The following is a 14,982-nucleotide window of genomic DNA, read 5'->3' as shown; positions in this document are numbered from 1 at the left end:
GGAGTTCCTTGTTCAACCGCCCTTGTAGACGCGATTGTAGCGGGTTCCAAGACTTGTCAGGATTTCATAGCCGATCGTGCCGGCGGCCTCGGCGAGGGTGTCGATGCGCTGCTGCGGGCCAAGGATCGAAAGGCTCTCGGGCCGGTCCGCCGTATCGGTAATATCGACGGTGATGACATCCATCGACACGCGGCCGACAAGCGGGCAGGCGGTGGTGCCGTGGAAGAGGCAGGCACGGTTGCCCATGGCGCGGATCAGGCCGTCTGCGTAGCCGGCTGAGACGGTTGCGATGCGGCTGGGGCGGGTGGCGCGCCAGGTGGCACCATAGCCGACCGTCTCTCCTGCCGCGATGGTGCGTGTCTGGATGACCGGCAGATCGAGGGCAACGACCGGTCGCGCCGCGGTGAACGGATATCCGCCATAGAGGCCGATGCCGGGGCGGGTGAGATCGCAATGAAACTCCGCGCCGAGCAGGGTGCCGCCAGTGGCGGCGAGAGAGGCGCGGCCCTCCGGCGCGAAGGCGGCGCGCTGGCGGGCGTTTTCGGGGTGATGGGGCGTGTCGGCACAGGCGAGGTGAGAGATGGTGAGCACGGGTGCGAGGCCTGGCGGCACGGCACCGGGCTCGATGCCGAGACGGTTCATGCCGGAGTTGAGTTGCAGCCCGTAGGCACGGCCGGGAAGGGCCTGGCGATGCCGCTTCACCTGTCGGACGGAGTTGAGCAGCGGGATGAGGTCGTGGGCCGCGAGCAGCGGAGCATCGCCCGGCATGTGGCCGGAAAAGATATGGATGGACGGGCCCGCGCCGAGGATCCGCCGCAGTTCGGCACCTTCCTCCGCCAGCGCCACGAAGAAGCTGCGGGCACCTGCGGCTGCCAGCGCGGGGGCGACACGGGCGATGCCGAGGCCGTAGGCATCCGCCTTGACGACCGCGCCGGTTTCGACGGACGCTGCCGAGAGCGCATCGAGCGCGCGCCAGTTGGCGGCGATGGCATCGAGATCAATCGTGAGGGTGGCACGGGCCATGGGCTGCTCTTGCTTTTCCGGATTTATGCGGGTGGGCGGAGAGAATGGCAACCGGGGCGCGTGCAATCAAGCAGCGGGCGCGGCGGCGAAACCGGAAGGTCTGTTCAACAGGACGCCACGACCCGGGCTGCGCCAGTGGGAACGGGGAAGGATGGACGCGATGCGGGACACCGGCGCGGACCGCCGTGCGAGACGGCGGCCACTTGCGCTTCAGCGGCTGGTTTCGGTCATCCGGCGGCGGACGTAAGCGTCGACGTGGCCGATCATTTCCTCCATGCCGGGGTCGAAGAAGTGGCCGGCGCCCTCGATCACCTCGTGGGTGATGGTGATGCCCTTCTGCTGCTTCAGCTTGTCCGACAGGGAGACGATATCCGCTGGCGGGACCACCCGGTCACCCGAGCCGTTGATGATCAGGCCGGAGGAGGGGCAGGGGGCGAGGAAGGAAAAGTCGTACATGTTGGCCGGCGGGGCGACGGAGATGAAGCCCTGGATTTCCGGCCGCCGCATCAGGAGCTGCATGCCGATCCATGCGCCGAAGGAGAAGCCGGCGACCCAGCAGCCCTTGGCATTGGGGTTCAGGGCCTGCAGGTAATCGAGCGCTGAGGCGGCATCGGACAGTTCGCCGACACCCTGATCATACTCGCCCTGGCTGCGGCCGACGCCGCGGAAGTTGAAGCGCAGGACGGTAAAGCCCATTTCATGAAAGGCGTAGTGAAGGTTGTAGACGACCTTGTTGTTCATCGTGCCGCCGAACTGCGGATGCGGATGCAGGATGATTGCGACGGGGGCATCCTTGTTCTTCTGCGGGTGGTATCGGCCTTCCAGTCGGCCTTCGGGGCCGGGGAAAATCACTTCGGGCATCTTTGGCCTCTCGCTGCGGCACGCCGGGGCTTCCTTGACGGAATCGCTCGGGTAACCTAGAACCATTCTAATTTCCGGGACGTATCACCCCTGAACGTCCGGGTTAGGTAAGACGTGTGGCGCGATGCGTCAACTGGATAAGGGTGGCGGGGCGGACATGAAACTGAGCACAAAGGGCCGTTACGCCATGATCGCGCTGACCGATCTGGCCAGGGAAGGCAGCGGCAGGCTGGTGGCCCTGTCGGAGATCTCCGAGCGGCAGGACATTTCGCTGGCCTATCTCGAACAGTTGTTCGTCAAGCTTCGCCGCGCCGAGATCGTGGAGAGCGTGCGCGGGCCCGGCGGCGGCTACCGGCTTGCACGCGCGCCCGAAAAGATCCGCATCTCCGAGGTGCTGGGCGCGGTCGACGAGACGATGGACGCGCTGAGCCGGGGCGCGGGCGCCTCGGGCGCCATCAACGCCACCGAAGCGACGGTGCTGACCGACAAGCTGTGGGAGCAGCTTTCGGCGCATGTCTACGTGTTCCTGCACCAGACCCGGCTGGCCGATATCGTCGGCGACGCGATGGCGCCGTGCCCGGCGGTGCCGGCCTTTGTGGAGCTGGTCGATGAATAGACCGGCGGCGGTGCATGTGTTGGACGCCGGATGCCTCCGGCGGGGATATTTGGGGAAAGATGAGGGACGGGGTCCGGCCAGGGATGGCGGACGCCCGTCTGGCGTGACGCGCGAAGGGGGGCAGGGTTGAGCCGGGTCTATCTCGACTGGAACGCGACGGCGCCGCTGCGGCCAGAGGCGCGGGCGGCGATGATCGCGGCGATGGATGTTCTCGGCAATCCTTCGAGTGTGCATGCCGAGGGGCGTGCGGCCAAGGGGTTGATCGAGACGGCCCGCGGGCAGGTGGCGGATCTGGTGGGCTGTGAGGCTTCCGAGATCGTGTTCACCAGCGGGGCGACGGAGGCGGCGGCGATGGCGCAGCCGGATCTCGCGACGGTATCGACCTCGGCCGTGGAGCATGACTGCGTTTTCGTCTGGAACAACTCCCTCGGCGGGGCGTGTGTAATCGATGTCGGGCCGGATGGCGCCATCCGTCCCACGATCTCCAGCCCCGGCAAGCCTTCGCAGAGCTTCGCCGATGGCATGTGGGACGACATGGTCGCCGTGCAGTCGGCAAACAGCGAGACGGGGGTCGTCCACGATCTGGTGCCCGTGATTGCGGCCATTCGGGAAACCAAGCGGGGCACGACGGTGCTGATGGATATCGTGCAGGAACTGGGCAAGATGCCGAGCCGCTATCCGGCATTGTTGCCGGAGTTCGCGCTGGTGTCGGGGCACAAGTTCGGCGCGGCAAAGGGGGTTGGTGCGCTGGTCGTTGGCGCGGGGCGCGAGATCGGCCAGAGGCTTCGTGGCGGCGGGCAGGAGATGGGCCGCCGCTCGGGCACCGAGAACGTGATCGGCATCGCGGGCTTCGGGGCGGCGGCGGAGGCGGCGCGGCGCGATCTGGCGGATGGCGTCTGGGAGCGGGTGGCGGCGCTCAGGAATATTCTGGAAGAGGCTCTGGAAGCCGCGGCGGAAGACCTTATTATCTTTGGCAGGGGCGTGCCGCGCCTGGCCAACACATCGTGTTTCGCGATCCCGGGATGGAAGGGCGAGACGCAGGTGATGCAGATGGACCTGGCGGGTTATGCCGTCTCGGCGGGCTCGGCCTGTTCCAGCGGCAAGGTGAAGGAAAGCCGGGTCTTGCGGGCGATGGGGTTCGACGGCGAGGTGGCGTCTTCGGCCATTCGCGTCTCGCTGGGGCCCGCGACGACGAAAGAAGAAATACTCGGGTTCGTGCAGGCATGGACGACCGCCTACCGCCGCTTCAAGGCGCGGGCGGCCTGACCTGAGCGAACCGATCGCGGGCCCGGCCCGCAAGAGAACAACGGGGCGAAAATGCCCGAGAGGAGACTGACATGGCGGCTTTGGACGCGCAGACGAATGTACAGGTGAAAGAGGGTGTCGACCAGGAAACGGTGGATGCCGTCAAATCCGTTGGCGAGCGCTACAAGTATGGCTGGTCCTCCGACATCGAGATGGATTACGCCCCGAAAGGGCTGAACGAGGATATCGTCCGGCTGATCTCGGACAAGAACGGCGAACCGGAGTGGATGACGGAGTGGCGGCTGCAGGCCTATCAGCGCTGGTTGCAGATGGAAGAGCCGACATGGGCGATGGTGCACTACCCCAAGATCGACTTTCAGGATCAGTACTATTACGCCAAGCCGGTGAGCATGCGCGAAAAGCCGAAAAGCCTCGACGAGGTGGACCCGGAGCTTCTGGCGACCTACGCGAAGCTCGGCATTCCCCTCAAGGAGCAGATGATCCTTGCGGGTGTGGAAGGCGCGGATGAAGCGCCTGCCGAGGGCCGCAAGGTTGCCGTCGATGCCGTGTTCGACAGTGTTTCAGTGGGCACGACCTTCAAGGACGAGCTTGCCAGGGCGGGGGTGATCTTCTGCTCGATTTCCGAGGCCATTCAGGAACACCCTGAACTGGTGAAGAAATACCTCGGCTCCGTCGTGCCGCAGAGCGACAATTTCTACGCGACGCTGAACTCGGCCGTGTTCTCGGACGGCTCCTTCGTCTACGTGCCGCCGGGCGTGCGCTGCCCGATGGAGCTTTCGACCTATTTCCGCATCAACGCGGAAAACACCGGCCAGTTCGAGCGGACGCTGATCATCGCCGACAAGGGCTCTTATGTGTCCTACCTTGAAGGCTGCACGGCGCCGATGCGCGACGAGAACCAGCTTCATGCCGCGGTGGTGGAGATCGTGATTCTGGAAGATGCGGAGGTGAAGTATTCCACCGTGCAGAACTGGTATCCGGGCGACGAGAACGGCAAGGGCGGGATCTACAACTTTGTCACCAAGCGGGCCGATTGCCGCGAGGACCGCGCGAAGGTGATGTGGACGCAGGTGGAAACCGGCTCCGCCGTGACGTGGAAATACCCCTCCTGCATCCTGCGGGGCGATGACAGCCAGGGCGAGTTCTACTCCATCGCCATCGCCAACAACATGCAGCAGGCCGATACGGGCACGAAGATGGTGCATCTGGGCAAGCGCACGAAAAGCCGGATCGTCTCCAAGGGGATTTCCGCGGGCCGCGCGCAGAACACCTATCGCGGGCTGGTGTCGATGCACCCCAAGGCCAAGGAGAGCCGGAACTACACGCAGTGTGACAGCCTGCTGATCGGCGACAAATGCGGGGCGCACACGGTGCCCTATATCGAGTGCCGCAACAATTCGAGTCGCGTTGAGCATGAGGCGACGACATCGAAGGTGGATGACGACCAGCTCTTCTATTGCCGCCAGCGCGGCATGGATGAGGAGGAGGCCGTGGCGCTGGTGGTCAACGGGTTCTGCAAGGAAGTGCTGCAGGCGTTGCCGATGGAGTTTGCGATGGAAGCACAGAAGCTGGTTGCGATCTCGCTGGAAGGTAGTGTGGGGTGACTGATTGGGCCGAGCATCAGGCCGCTGAGGTCCTGCGCGAGCGGTACGACGCTGCGCCGGAACGGGACAAGATGCTCGCCATTCATCTATTCGGGATCGAGTTTGCGGACCGTCTGGACGGCCTGTCGATCAACAAGATTTCCGAGTTGGCGCTCGACCGTCAACTCGGACCGCAAATTCGGGCAGGCATGAAGCTCGCCAAGTATGTGAGGCTCAAATGACAGGAGCGCCAGAATGCTGTTCTGGTTGTCTTTGGAGGGACTAACGTTTTCGTGGAGCGCAACAGCAATCTGACCGAGACCGAAATGACTCGTCTTGCGCCACAGCGGAGCGCGTGGACGGGGCGACGGGAGGCATTGTGGCTTGGGGTCGTGCTGTATGTGCTCGGCTTCGTTCTGATCGGGTACATGAACCCTGTGCTGCTGTCCTCGATGCTGGTGCAGATTGGCCTGATGCTGCCCGGCGTGGTGCTGTTTTTGCTGTTGCCGTGGCTGGTAAGGCGGCGCTTCGGGCCGGCGGACGGGGAGGGCGGCGATGAGCGGTAACGCCTCCGAGGAAGGGCTGCTGATGCAGCTTGGCAACCCCAGCCATTTCGATCCGGCACGTTTCGGCGTGATGTTCGGGTTGGTGGTGGCAAGCATCCTCTGCTGGCTGCTGCTGGCGGCACTGCCCGGTGTCAACCCGCTTTGGCTCGTCGTGTTGTGGCTGGTGCTGGTGTGCACCCTGGCGGCATGGATGACACGGCGGTTGCAGGCGCGGCTGGAGCGGCGCGAGGCGATGCGGGCGGCGGAGATGCGCGAGATCGAGGCGCGGGAACGAGCCCGCCAGATGGAAGAGGCAAAGGCCGATGGCCGGTTCTCGGGTTTCGGTCGGGGACGGGGCGGCGAATGACGGGAGACGCAACATGATCGTGACGACGACACCATCGGTGGAGGGGCACCGGATTTCGGCCTATCACGGGATAGTGGCGGGCGAGGCGATCGTCGGCGCGAACGTCTTGCGCGATCTGTTTGCCCTGATCAGATTTCTCTTTGGCGGTCGTTCGCGCGCCTATGAGCGGGAGGTTCGTAAAGCCCGCCAGATCGCGCTGGATGAGATGGAGACACGCGCTGTTTCCAAGACTGCCAACGCGATTGTCGGGGTCGATTTCGACTACGACGTGATCAACACTATGATGATGGTTTCCGCCTCGGGAACCGCCGTGGCCGTGGAGGGTCTGTGATGCCGTTTCTGGGTGCTTCAATCATTGCTGGACTGCTGTTCTTCATCCTCAACTTCCTGTCCAGCCTGCTGCTGGACGGGCCGAACCAGACAACTTTTGGCGCGTTGCTGGAGGCGCTGATCAAGACGGCCGTCTTCTCCACCCTGTTTCACTACCTGCACAATTGGGTTGCGAAGCTGTTCGGCTGGTACAGACTGGACAACCCGGAGGCCAAACACCGGTTCGACAAGACGCCGGCGCTGGACCAGGCGCGCGAAACCGCGATGCCCGCCGCGCCGCGCGGTGAGGAGGTCTGACCCTTGGAGCGGATCGAGCGCAGGGGCAGTGGCATTCCCGGTTTGATCGGCAAGCTGTTCATGCTGATGCTGGGCGTGGTTGTCGGCGTTTTCGCCGGAGCGGTACTGCTGGACCGGCCGGAGGTGGCTGCCGCCGGATGGCAGGCAATCAGCGAGGAGTTCCAGCGGTTGCGCCACGGCCAGTATGCCTTTCCGCGCATGGTTTCGGGGTTGCTTCTGTTGTTGCTGGTCTTCGCCTCCGTCTACATCCTGCTGCGGAGCACGGCACTGATCGGCATCGTTCTGGGGGCGCTGGCATGGGTGCCTTTCGGGCAGCAGATGCTGGCGCAGGCCCCTGAATTGCGGGAGAGTTTCCCTGACCTTGAACCCAACCTAGCAAGGCTGGTAGGGGAGCGGGACGAATTACGACAGTTGCGCGACATGGGGCTTGCGCTGCTGCCCCTGCCTGAAGGTATAGCCGCGCCCGCGGATGTGGCGGCAACCGGCACGGCGGGCTTGGGTACGGACGAGAACATGGCGGCACGCATGCCGCAGATCACGAATGAAGGAACGGAATAAGATGTTGGAAATCAAGAACCTGCACGTGAAGCTGGAAGAAGAGGACAAGGTGATCCTCAAGGGTGTCGACCTGACGGTCGAGGCCGGCAAGGTGCATGCGATCATGGGCCCCAACGGCTCTGGTAAATCGACGCTTTCCTACGTGCTGTCGGGCAAGGGCGGCTACGAGGTGACGGATGGCACGGCGACGCTGGGCGGTGAGGATCTGCTGGAACTGGAACCGGAGGAACGCGCGGCGCTCGGCCTGTTCCTCGCGTTCCAGTACCCGGTGGAGATCCCCGGTGTCGGCAACATGACCTTCCTGCGCACGGCGCTGAACGGCCAGCGCAAGGCCCGCGGCGAGGCGGAACTGAACGCGGCCGAGTTCCTGAAACTGGTGCGCGAGACGGCCAAGAGCCTGAAGATCAGCGACGACATGCTGAAGCGGCCGGTGAACGTCGGCTTCTCCGGCGGCGAGAAGAAGCGCAACGAGATTCTGCAGATGGCGATGCTGCAGCCCAAGATGTGCATCATGGACGAAACGGACAGCGGCCTGGACGTGGATGCGATGAAACTGGTGGCCGATGGCGTGAATGCGCTGCGTGACGCCGGGCGCGGTTTCCTGGTGATCACCCACTACCAGCGGCTGCTGGACCATATTAAACCCGATGTCGTGCATATCATGGCCGATGGCCGGATCGTCAAATCCGGCGGGCCGGAACTGGCGCTGGAAGTCGAGCAGAACGGTTACACGGACATCCTGGCGGAGGTGGCCTGATGGCTTTGCCGCAAGCAAAAACCGATGGGGCCGAAGACCTGCTGGCTCGTCACGCGGCCCCGCTGGCCGGGGCGAAATGGGCTGACGAGGCGCGCAGCGCCGCGGCGGCGCGGCTGCGCAACATGGGCGCACCGGTGCGCCGCGATGAGTACTGGAAGTTCACCAACCCGGTGCTGCTGACCGATGCCAACAAGCCCGAGACACCTGTGCTCGACACGCAGGAGTCGCCGGTGTTCGAGGATGTCGATGCCCTGCGGCTCACGTTCGTCGATGGTGTCTTCGACCCTGAACAATCCGATGTGATGGCGCTGGACGGTGTCGAGATCGAGCCGCTGGGCGAGGCGCTGGCGACGGATATTCACTGGGCGAAGGAGGTGTTCGGCGTGCTGGAGACCCGTGGCCAGACCCCTGTGCCACGTCCGCTGGCGGCGCTGAACACTGCCGTGGCGGCAGCGGGTGTGGCGATCCGGGTGTCCGGTCAGGCGACGCGCCCGGTCTCCATTCGTTATGTTCACGCCAACCCGCATTCCGATGCCGTTGTTCATCACGCGATCAAGGTGGAGCAGGGGGCAGCGTTCACGCTGCTGGAATCCGGAGCCGGTGCGGCGCGGTTCAACGGCTGCATCGAGGCCGAGGTTGCCGATGGCGCGGCTTTCCACCATGTGCGTTCGCAGGGGCGGGACCACGAGCGCAAGGTTGTGACGCATCTGTTTGCGCGGCTGGGCACGCAAAGCACGCTGAAATCCTTCACCCTGTCGGTCAACGGCGTGATGACGCGGAACGAGGCCGTGGTGGAATTCACCGGCGATGACGCGGCCGCGCATGTTGCCGGGGCCGCGGCCGGCGATGGCGCGTTCCACCATGATGACACGGTGTTCGTCACGCACGACGCCGTGAACTGCGAGAGCCGGCAGGTGTTCAAGAAAGTGCTCCGCAACGGGGCCGTGGGCGTATTTCAGGGCAAGATCCTGGTGAAGGCGGATGCCCAGAAGACCGATGGCTACCAGATCAGCCAAGGGCTGATGCTGGACGACGACAGCCAGTTCCTGGCCAAGCCGGAACTGGAGATCTATGCCGATGATGTCGCCTGTTCGCACGGCTCCACCGTCGGGTCTGTCGATGAGGATGCGCTGTTTTACCTGACGTCGCGCGGTGTGCCGCGGGAAGCGGCGGAAGGCATGCTGGTGCTGGCCTTCCTCGACGAGTCGATTCAGGAGATTGAGGATGAGGCACTCGGCAACATGATCCGCAAACGGCTTGCCGACTGGATCGAGCGCCACCGGACCGCTTGAGTGCAGACCATCGTCGAGGCCTATCGCGATGTGCCGGGTGATTTCGCCCGGCGCAGCGCGCATCCGCCGGGCGAACCGCGGTTGCTGGTCTATGCCTTCGTTGCGGGACTGGCCGGATTTGTCTCCGGTTTGCCCGGAACACTGGCGGAGGCGCGTGCCGGTATTGCGGAGACGGGTGAGGGCGAGGTTTCGGCCTACCTGATTGCCGCGTTTTTTGGCGCTGTTTTCATTTTCCCGTTGTTTCTCTACGGGTTGGCGGCACTTGTTCGGGTGATTTCCCGGATGTTCGGCGGTACGGGCACCGGCCCGGGCACCCGGCACGCGGTTTTCTGGGGGGTACTGCTGGCGCTGCCACTCGGCATTCTCGGAGCGCTGGCCGGGCCGTGGCTGGCTGGTGTGCACCTGTGGCTGCTGAACGGAATACTCTACCTCGGCTTCCTGTGGCTGCTGTCCGGAACCGTTCTGGTTGCCGAGAACTTCAGGCATCGCGCGAAAGTAATCTTCGCGTTTCTTGTGCCTTCTCTCTTCTTTCTGGCGCTGGCCGTGTTATCCTGAACTTCGGGGGATATCACAGCAATTTAATTCTTTGGCCACAATTGCGACCCATTCTTGCGGGCAGTTTGCGTGGGCAATAATCAGTAAAAGAGTAATAAACGAAGTTGAGGCGTGGACGCGGCGAGCAGCATTCGGCCGACGCCACAGGCCGAGCGAAGGAGCGACTGGGATGTCCGATTTGGTGATGGATGGGGGTGAGCGCCGCCTGACCGCGCTGGAGGAACTTGAGCTTGAACTGGCGGAACAGGCCGAGAACCGGATTGGCCTCGGGCCGCGCATCTGGTCCAGCTTCCGCGACATGCGGGCGGCGACGCGCCGCCTGATCGAGGAACAGCCGAGCGAGCAACGCCTGCTGTTCTTCGTGCTGCTGTCCGACATCATCTTCTTCCTCGCCAGTGCCATGCAGACGGTGGTGGCACCGCCGGAAGCGATGAAAGAGGAAATTCCGCTGGGCATCGGGCTGGTTCTGATCGGGGCACTGCTGTTGCGAACGACCTGCATGTATGTCTTCTCGTTCTTCCTGAACATTGCCAGCAAGGCTTTCGGCGGGCAGGGCACGTGGCGCGACACCCGCATCGGCGTCTTCTGGGGAGCGCTGGTTGCCGCGCCTGTCGGCTTCCTGATGGCACTGCTGACGGTGGGCATGGAGTGGCTGAAGCCTTCCTTCCCTGTGTTTGGCAACCAATGGGTGACGATGCTGCCGTACTGGATCGGGGTGATCCCGTTCATGTGGATCGTCAGCCAGGGCCTGGCGGAAGCGCAGCGCTTCAAGTCCAATGTCATTTCCTTTATCGTCCTCACCATTCTTGGGATCGCGGGCCTGACGGCCGCGTTCCTAATGGCGTAACCGGCCGCAGGCGCGGCCCCACGGGGGCGTACGAGGACGATGATTGATTGGAAGGGGCTGTTGAAGGACAGCCTTTTGAAGCCGCGCGAGGCCGGACGGGCGGTGCTTGGCTGGCCGTTTGCAACCGGCACCTACATGCAACTAGCCGCGCTGACGGCGGCGGTGTCCACCATCGTCTCGACACTGACCTTTCAGCCGGCGGATGATCTGCCGCGCACGATCATCACCGTGCTGCTGGGCCAGCCGTTGCTGCTGGCGCTTTTGCAGTTTGGCGGCGCGGTGCTTCTGGCGGTGCTGATGACGGCCGGCGGACGGATGTTCGGGGGGCGGGGCGATTTTCGGGGTGCAATCGCGCTGGTCGCCTGGTTCAACATCGTCTCGATCGCAATCCAGTTGTTCTTCTCCGTCACTTCGATCCTGCTGCCACCGCTGGCGATGCTGGTGGGAATTTTCCTGATCATCTGGTTCTTTTGGGCGCTGACGGCCTTCACCGCCGAACTGCACGGCTTCGTGAACGGCTGGCGGGTGTTTGGCGGGATATTTGCGGGGCTCTTTGCCTTGTCTTTCCTGCTCAATTTGGTGTTTGTGATGGCGGGACTGCCACCAGCGGGGACTGTGAACTGATGTATGATGTCGAAGAGGTGCGAAGGGACTTTCCGATCCTGTCGCGCGAGGTGCACGGACGGCCGCTGGTCTATCTGGACAATGGCGCTTCGGCGCAGAAACCGCAGGCGGTAATCGACGCGGTAACCCGTGCCTATTCCGAAGAATATGCCAATGTTCACAGGGGCTTGCACTTCCTTTCCAACCTCGCGACCGAGAAATACGAGGCGGTACGGGAAATCATTCGCGGTTTTCTCAATGCGCCGTCGACCGATGAAATTCTCTTCACCACCGGGACCACCGAGGCGTTCAACCTGATCTCCTACGGCTGGGCGGCGCCGCGGCTGGAGGCGGGAGACGAGATCATCCTGTCGGTCATGGAGCATCACGCGAACATCGTGCCATGGCACTTTCTGCGGGAACGGCAGGGCGTGGTGCTGAAATGGGTTGAGACCGCCGCTGATGGCTCGCTTGACCCGCAGGCGGTGATCGACGCGATAACGCCGAGAACGAAATTGATCACGCTGACGCACATGTCCAACGTGCTGGGCACCGTAGTCGACATCAAAACGATTTGCGCCGAGGCGGCAGAGCGGGGCATTCCGGTGGCGGTCGATGGCAGCCAGGCGGCGGTTCACATGCCTGTCGATCTTCAGGATCTCGGTTGCGATTTCTACGCGATCACCGGCCACAAGCTTTATGGCCCCTCTGCCTCCGGCGCGGTCTACATCCGGCGTGAGCGGATGGCGGAGATGCGACCCTTCATGGGGGGCGGCGACATGATCCGGGAGGTGGGCCGCGACGCCGTCAGCTACAACGACCCGCCGCACAAGTTCGAGGCCGGCACGCCGGGCATCGTCCAGCAGATCGGGCTGGGGGCGGCGCTGGAGTACATGCAGGGGCTGGGGATGCAGGCGATTGCCGCCCACGAAGCCGACCTGCGCGACTATGCCGTCGCACGGCTTGGCAGCCTCAACTGGCTGAACGTGCAGGGCAAGACGCAGGACAAGGGGGCGATCTTCTCGTTTACCATGCAGGGCGCGGCCCATGCCCACGACATCTCCACGGTCGTCGACCGCAAGGGCGTGGCTGTCCGGGCCGGCCATCACTGCGCGCAGCCACTGATGGAACATCTCGGTGTCACCGCGACCTGTCGCGCCAGTTTCGGGCTCTACAACACGCGCGCGGAAGTCGATGTGCTGGTCGAGGCGCTGGAACTTTGCCACGAGTTGTTCGACTGATATCCGCAAAAGGCAAAGACCGGGGCTGCATCCGCGTGCCTGACTTCGGGAACGGCGCGGGGTGACGGGCCTGGAGGCCGTGCCAAACCGTTCGGCGCCGGCGTCCCTGCCTTAAAGCCGGGCGAGCAGCATGGTCAGGGCATGGTCCACCGACGCCCGGCGCACCGCCGCCCGACCGATGGCGCCGAATTGGCATGTCTCTGCCACGACCTGCTGGGCGGTTGCCAGGCCGAAGCAGACCATGCCTTCCGGCTTGTGGTCAGAGCCGCCGGGGCCGGCGATGCCGGTGATCGAAACCGCGATCTCCGCTTCGGAACGGGCGAGGGCGCCGCTGGCCATTTCGCGGGCCGTTTCCTCCGACACTGCGCCGTGCGACGAGAGCGTGTCTTCGCGGACGCCCAGCATTTGCATTTTCGCAGCGTTCGAATAGGTGACAAAACCGCGGTCAACCACATCGGACGAGCCGGGAATGTCGGTGAGGGCGGCCATCAGGCCACCTCCGGTGCAGCTTTCGGCGGCGACGATCCGCCAGCCGCGCGTACGCGCTGCAGCGAGAACGGCCTCCGCGCTCACGTGCCCATCAGCCCGTGGGAAATACCGGCAGCGATGGCGACGCAGACAGCGGCCATCAGGCCGGCGATGACGTCGTCGAGCATGACGCCGAGCGGCGTGTGCATGCCGTCGGCCCAACTGACCGGCCAGGGCTTCCAGATGTCGAACAGGCGGAAGAGCAGGAAGGCGCCCACCCAGCCCGGCCAGGGAAAGACATGCGGGGCGACGGACGCGAACCAGAGACCGGCGGAAAGGGGCCAGAGGGCGATGAACTGGCCCGCAACCTCGTCGATGACGATGGAACCCGGATCATGCTCCGCCGCGCCGGCGGTGACGGCGCGGGTGGCGACGAGGCCTACCCAGAAAACCGCCAGAGTGGCGGCGACGACAAGGGGGAAGCCGCCGAGCCAGTGCAGTCCCCAGGCAACAGGGATGGCAGCGAGCGACCCGAAGGTTCCGGGCGCGACCGGGATGAGGCCGACATAGGCGAAGGTGGCGATGGCGCGCATCATGGCTGCACCAGCGTGGCGGTGGCGGTGGCGGCGATGCCTTCCTCGCGGCCGGTAAAGCCGAGGCGTTCGGAGGTTGTGGCCTTGACCGAGATGCGCCCCTCCTCAAGGGCCAGAATTTCGGCCAGCCGCCGGCGCATGGCGGTGGCGTGCGGGCCGATCTTCGGCTGCTCGCAGATGATCGTGCAATCGATATGGCTGATGCGGAAGCCACGGGCGGCTGTGCGTTCGGCGGCCTTGGCGAGGAAGATGTCGGAGGCGGCACCTTTCCACTGCGGGTCAGATGGTGGGAACCACTGGCCGATGTCGCCTTCGGCGAGCGCCCCGAAGATGGCATCGGTGATCGCGTGCATCGCCACGTCGGCATCGGAATGGCCCTTGAGGCCACGGCCATGGGGAACGGTGACGCCGTTGAGGGTGACGGCGTCGCCCGGCCCGAAGGCGTGAACGTCATAGCCGATGCCGGTGCGAACATCCATGCGCGTGCTCCTTTTGGCCGCCAGCAGGGTTTCGGCGCGGGCGAAATCCTCCGGCAGGGTGATCTTGAAGTTATTGCCGTCGCCAAGGGCGATGGCAACCGGCAGGCCGGCGGCGCGGGCGAGGGTAACATCGTCCGGGGCGCCGGGCGCGGCATTGCGGTGCAGATCGAGAATGGTGGCGAAGTCGAAACCCTGCGGCGTCTGTGCCCGCCACAGATCCTGCCGGTCGACCGCCACTGCCGCCATGTCACCCTCGGACCGCCAGAGGGCATCGACGATGGGCAGGGCCGGCAGCACCGCCGGGGCATCGGCCAGAGCCACCAGCACGCGGGCAGCCAGATCGGGCGACAGGAACGGACGGGCGGCATCGTGAATCAGCACTTGCGTCGGCGCGGACGGGTGAGCCAGAGCCTCCAGCCCGGCGCAAACGGAAGCCTGCCGGTCCTTGCCGCCGGGAACGGCAGGGGCGATACGCCGGTCGGCCAGCGCCTGCGTCGCTTTGTCGTAACGGGGCTGGTCGTCAGGGTGGATAACCACCTGAACCCTGTCTATACCCGGAATGGCGAGCACGGCCTCCAGCGTGCGGGCCAGCACCGGTTTGCCGCCGATGTCCATGTATTGTTTGGGAATTTCACCACCAGCGCGGGTTCCACGCCCGGCGGCGACGATGAGGGCGGCGATGGTCATGCGGGGCCTGTGTC

Annotated in this window: 20 protein-coding genes; 15 read left to right on the top strand and 5 right to left on the bottom strand. The window is 64.5% G+C overall.

Annotated elements, in window-relative coordinates; translation table 11 throughout:
• Window positions 1-12: 12 nt before the first annotated feature.
• Both alr and GO499_RS06220 read right to left on the bottom strand, forming a co-directional pair.
• Window positions 13-1,023 carry an alanine racemase gene (gene alr / locus GO499_RS06225; RefSeq protein ID WP_161861390.1) on the bottom strand — a complete coding sequence of 337 codons (1,011 nt, stop codon included), beginning with the start codon at window positions 1,021-1,023 and terminating at the stop codon, window positions 13-15.
• A 210-nt stretch (window positions 1,024-1,233) separates the two neighbouring features.
• Complete coding sequence (locus GO499_RS06220) at window positions 1,234-1,884, bottom strand: alpha/beta hydrolase (RefSeq protein WP_161861389.1); 651 nt, start codon at window positions 1,882-1,884, stop codon at window positions 1,234-1,236.
• Window positions 1,885-2,041: 157 nt separating this feature from the next.
• On the opposite strand from GO499_RS06220, the gene GO499_RS06215 reads away from it, so the two are divergent.
• The 15 genes from GO499_RS06215 (at window position 2,042) to GO499_RS06145 (ending at window position 12,741) form a co-directional block, all read left to right on the top strand.
• Window positions 2,042-2,500, top strand: a complete 459-nt coding sequence (locus tag GO499_RS06215) for an Rrf2 family transcriptional regulator (RefSeq protein WP_161861388.1) — start codon at window positions 2,042-2,044, stop codon at window positions 2,498-2,500.
• Window positions 2,501-2,626: 126 nt separating this feature from the next.
• A complete protein-coding gene (locus GO499_RS06210) occupies window positions 2,627-3,766 on the top strand; it encodes a cysteine desulfurase family protein (RefSeq protein WP_161861387.1) in 1,140 nt (379 codons plus the stop codon).
• A gap of 71 nt (window positions 3,767-3,837) precedes the next feature.
• Window positions 3,838-5,370 (top strand): Fe-S cluster assembly protein SufB, encoded by a 1,533-nt coding sequence (gene sufB, locus GO499_RS06205; protein WP_161861386.1) that lies wholly within the window; start codon window positions 3,838-3,840, stop codon window positions 5,368-5,370.
• Complete coding sequence (locus GO499_RS06200; RefSeq protein WP_161861385.1) at window positions 5,367-5,591, top strand: HTH-like domain-containing protein; 225 nt, start codon at window positions 5,367-5,369, stop codon at window positions 5,589-5,591. The genes sufB and GO499_RS06200 overlap by 4 nt, the downstream gene beginning before the upstream one ends.
• Before the next feature lie 84 nt (window positions 5,592-5,675).
• Complete coding sequence (locus tag GO499_RS06195; protein ID WP_161861384.1) at window positions 5,676-5,915, top strand: hypothetical protein; 240 nt, start codon at window positions 5,676-5,678, stop codon at window positions 5,913-5,915.
• Window positions 5,905-6,261, top strand: a complete 357-nt coding sequence (locus tag GO499_RS06190) for a hypothetical protein (RefSeq protein WP_161861383.1) — start codon at window positions 5,905-5,907, stop codon at window positions 6,259-6,261. Before GO499_RS06195 ends, GO499_RS06190 begins: the two co-directional genes overlap by 11 nt.
• A gap of 13 nt (window positions 6,262-6,274) precedes the next feature.
• Entirely contained in the window at window positions 6,275-6,592 is a 318-nt protein-coding gene (locus GO499_RS06185) for a heavy metal-binding domain-containing protein (RefSeq protein ID WP_161861382.1), read from the top strand.
• On the top strand, window positions 6,592-6,888 hold the full coding sequence (locus tag GO499_RS06180) for a hypothetical protein (protein ID WP_161861381.1): 297 nt from the start codon (window positions 6,592-6,594) through the stop codon (window positions 6,886-6,888). Before GO499_RS06185 ends, GO499_RS06180 begins: the two co-directional genes overlap by 1 nt.
• A gap of 3 nt (window positions 6,889-6,891) precedes the next feature.
• Window positions 6,892-7,446, top strand: coding sequence for a hypothetical protein (locus tag GO499_RS06175; protein WP_161861380.1), 555 nt, complete (start codon window positions 6,892-6,894; stop codon window positions 7,444-7,446).
• A 1-nt stretch (window position 7,447) separates the two neighbouring features.
• Window positions 7,448-8,203, top strand: a complete 756-nt coding sequence (gene sufC / locus GO499_RS06170; RefSeq protein ID WP_161863853.1) for a Fe-S cluster assembly ATPase SufC — start codon at window positions 7,448-7,450, stop codon at window positions 8,201-8,203.
• Window positions 8,203-9,495: a SufB/SufD family protein gene (locus GO499_RS06165; protein WP_161861379.1), complete on the top strand. Its 1,293-nt coding sequence runs from the start codon at window positions 8,203-8,205 to the stop codon at window positions 9,493-9,495. Before sufC ends, GO499_RS06165 begins: the two co-directional genes overlap by 1 nt.
• A complete protein-coding gene (locus GO499_RS06160) occupies window positions 9,496-10,050 on the top strand; it encodes a hypothetical protein (protein ID WP_161861378.1) in 555 nt (184 codons plus the stop codon).
• Window positions 10,051-10,219: 169 nt separating this feature from the next.
• Complete coding sequence (locus GO499_RS06155; RefSeq protein ID WP_161861377.1) at window positions 10,220-10,897, top strand: YIP1 family protein; 678 nt, start codon at window positions 10,220-10,222, stop codon at window positions 10,895-10,897.
• 39 nt (window positions 10,898-10,936) lie between these two features.
• The gene (locus GO499_RS06150) at window positions 10,937-11,521 is read left to right on the top strand and encodes a Yip1 family protein (protein ID WP_161861376.1); all 585 of its coding nucleotides are present in this window, start codon (window positions 10,937-10,939) and stop codon (window positions 11,519-11,521) included.
• Window positions 11,521-12,741, top strand: a complete 1,221-nt coding sequence (locus GO499_RS06145; protein ID WP_161861375.1) for a cysteine desulfurase — start codon at window positions 11,521-11,523, stop codon at window positions 12,739-12,741. The genes GO499_RS06150 and GO499_RS06145 overlap by 1 nt, the downstream gene beginning before the upstream one ends.
• A 111-nt stretch (window positions 12,742-12,852) precedes the next feature.
• Here the strand turns inward: GO499_RS06145 and GO499_RS06140 are convergent, their stop codons facing one another.
• From GO499_RS06140 to GO499_RS06130, 3 genes are read right to left on the bottom strand one after another with little or no spacing between them, the layout of a single operon-like run.
• The gene (locus GO499_RS06140; RefSeq protein WP_161861374.1) at window positions 12,853-13,314 is read right to left on the bottom strand and encodes a CinA family protein; all 462 of its coding nucleotides are present in this window, start codon (window positions 13,312-13,314) and stop codon (window positions 12,853-12,855) included.
• Window positions 13,311-13,805: a phosphatidylglycerophosphatase A family protein gene (locus tag GO499_RS06135; protein WP_161861373.1), complete on the bottom strand. Its 495-nt coding sequence runs from the start codon at window positions 13,803-13,805 to the stop codon at window positions 13,311-13,313. The genes GO499_RS06140 and GO499_RS06135 overlap by 4 nt, the downstream gene beginning before the upstream one ends.
• A complete protein-coding gene (locus GO499_RS06130) occupies window positions 13,802-14,968 on the bottom strand; it encodes a bifunctional 2-C-methyl-D-erythritol 4-phosphate cytidylyltransferase/2-C-methyl-D-erythritol 2,4-cyclodiphosphate synthase (RefSeq protein WP_161861372.1) in 1,167 nt (388 codons plus the stop codon). Before GO499_RS06130 ends, GO499_RS06135 begins: the two co-directional genes overlap by 4 nt.
• Window positions 14,969-14,982 lie beyond the last annotated feature (14 nt).

Source organism: Algicella marina (genome assembly GCF_009931615.1).
Taxonomy (GTDB): Bacteria; Pseudomonadota; Alphaproteobacteria; order Rhodobacterales; family Rhodobacteraceae; genus Algicella; species Algicella marina.
Note: the sequence above shows the minus strand (reverse complement) of the source record. Positions and strands in the feature narration are given on the sequence as shown.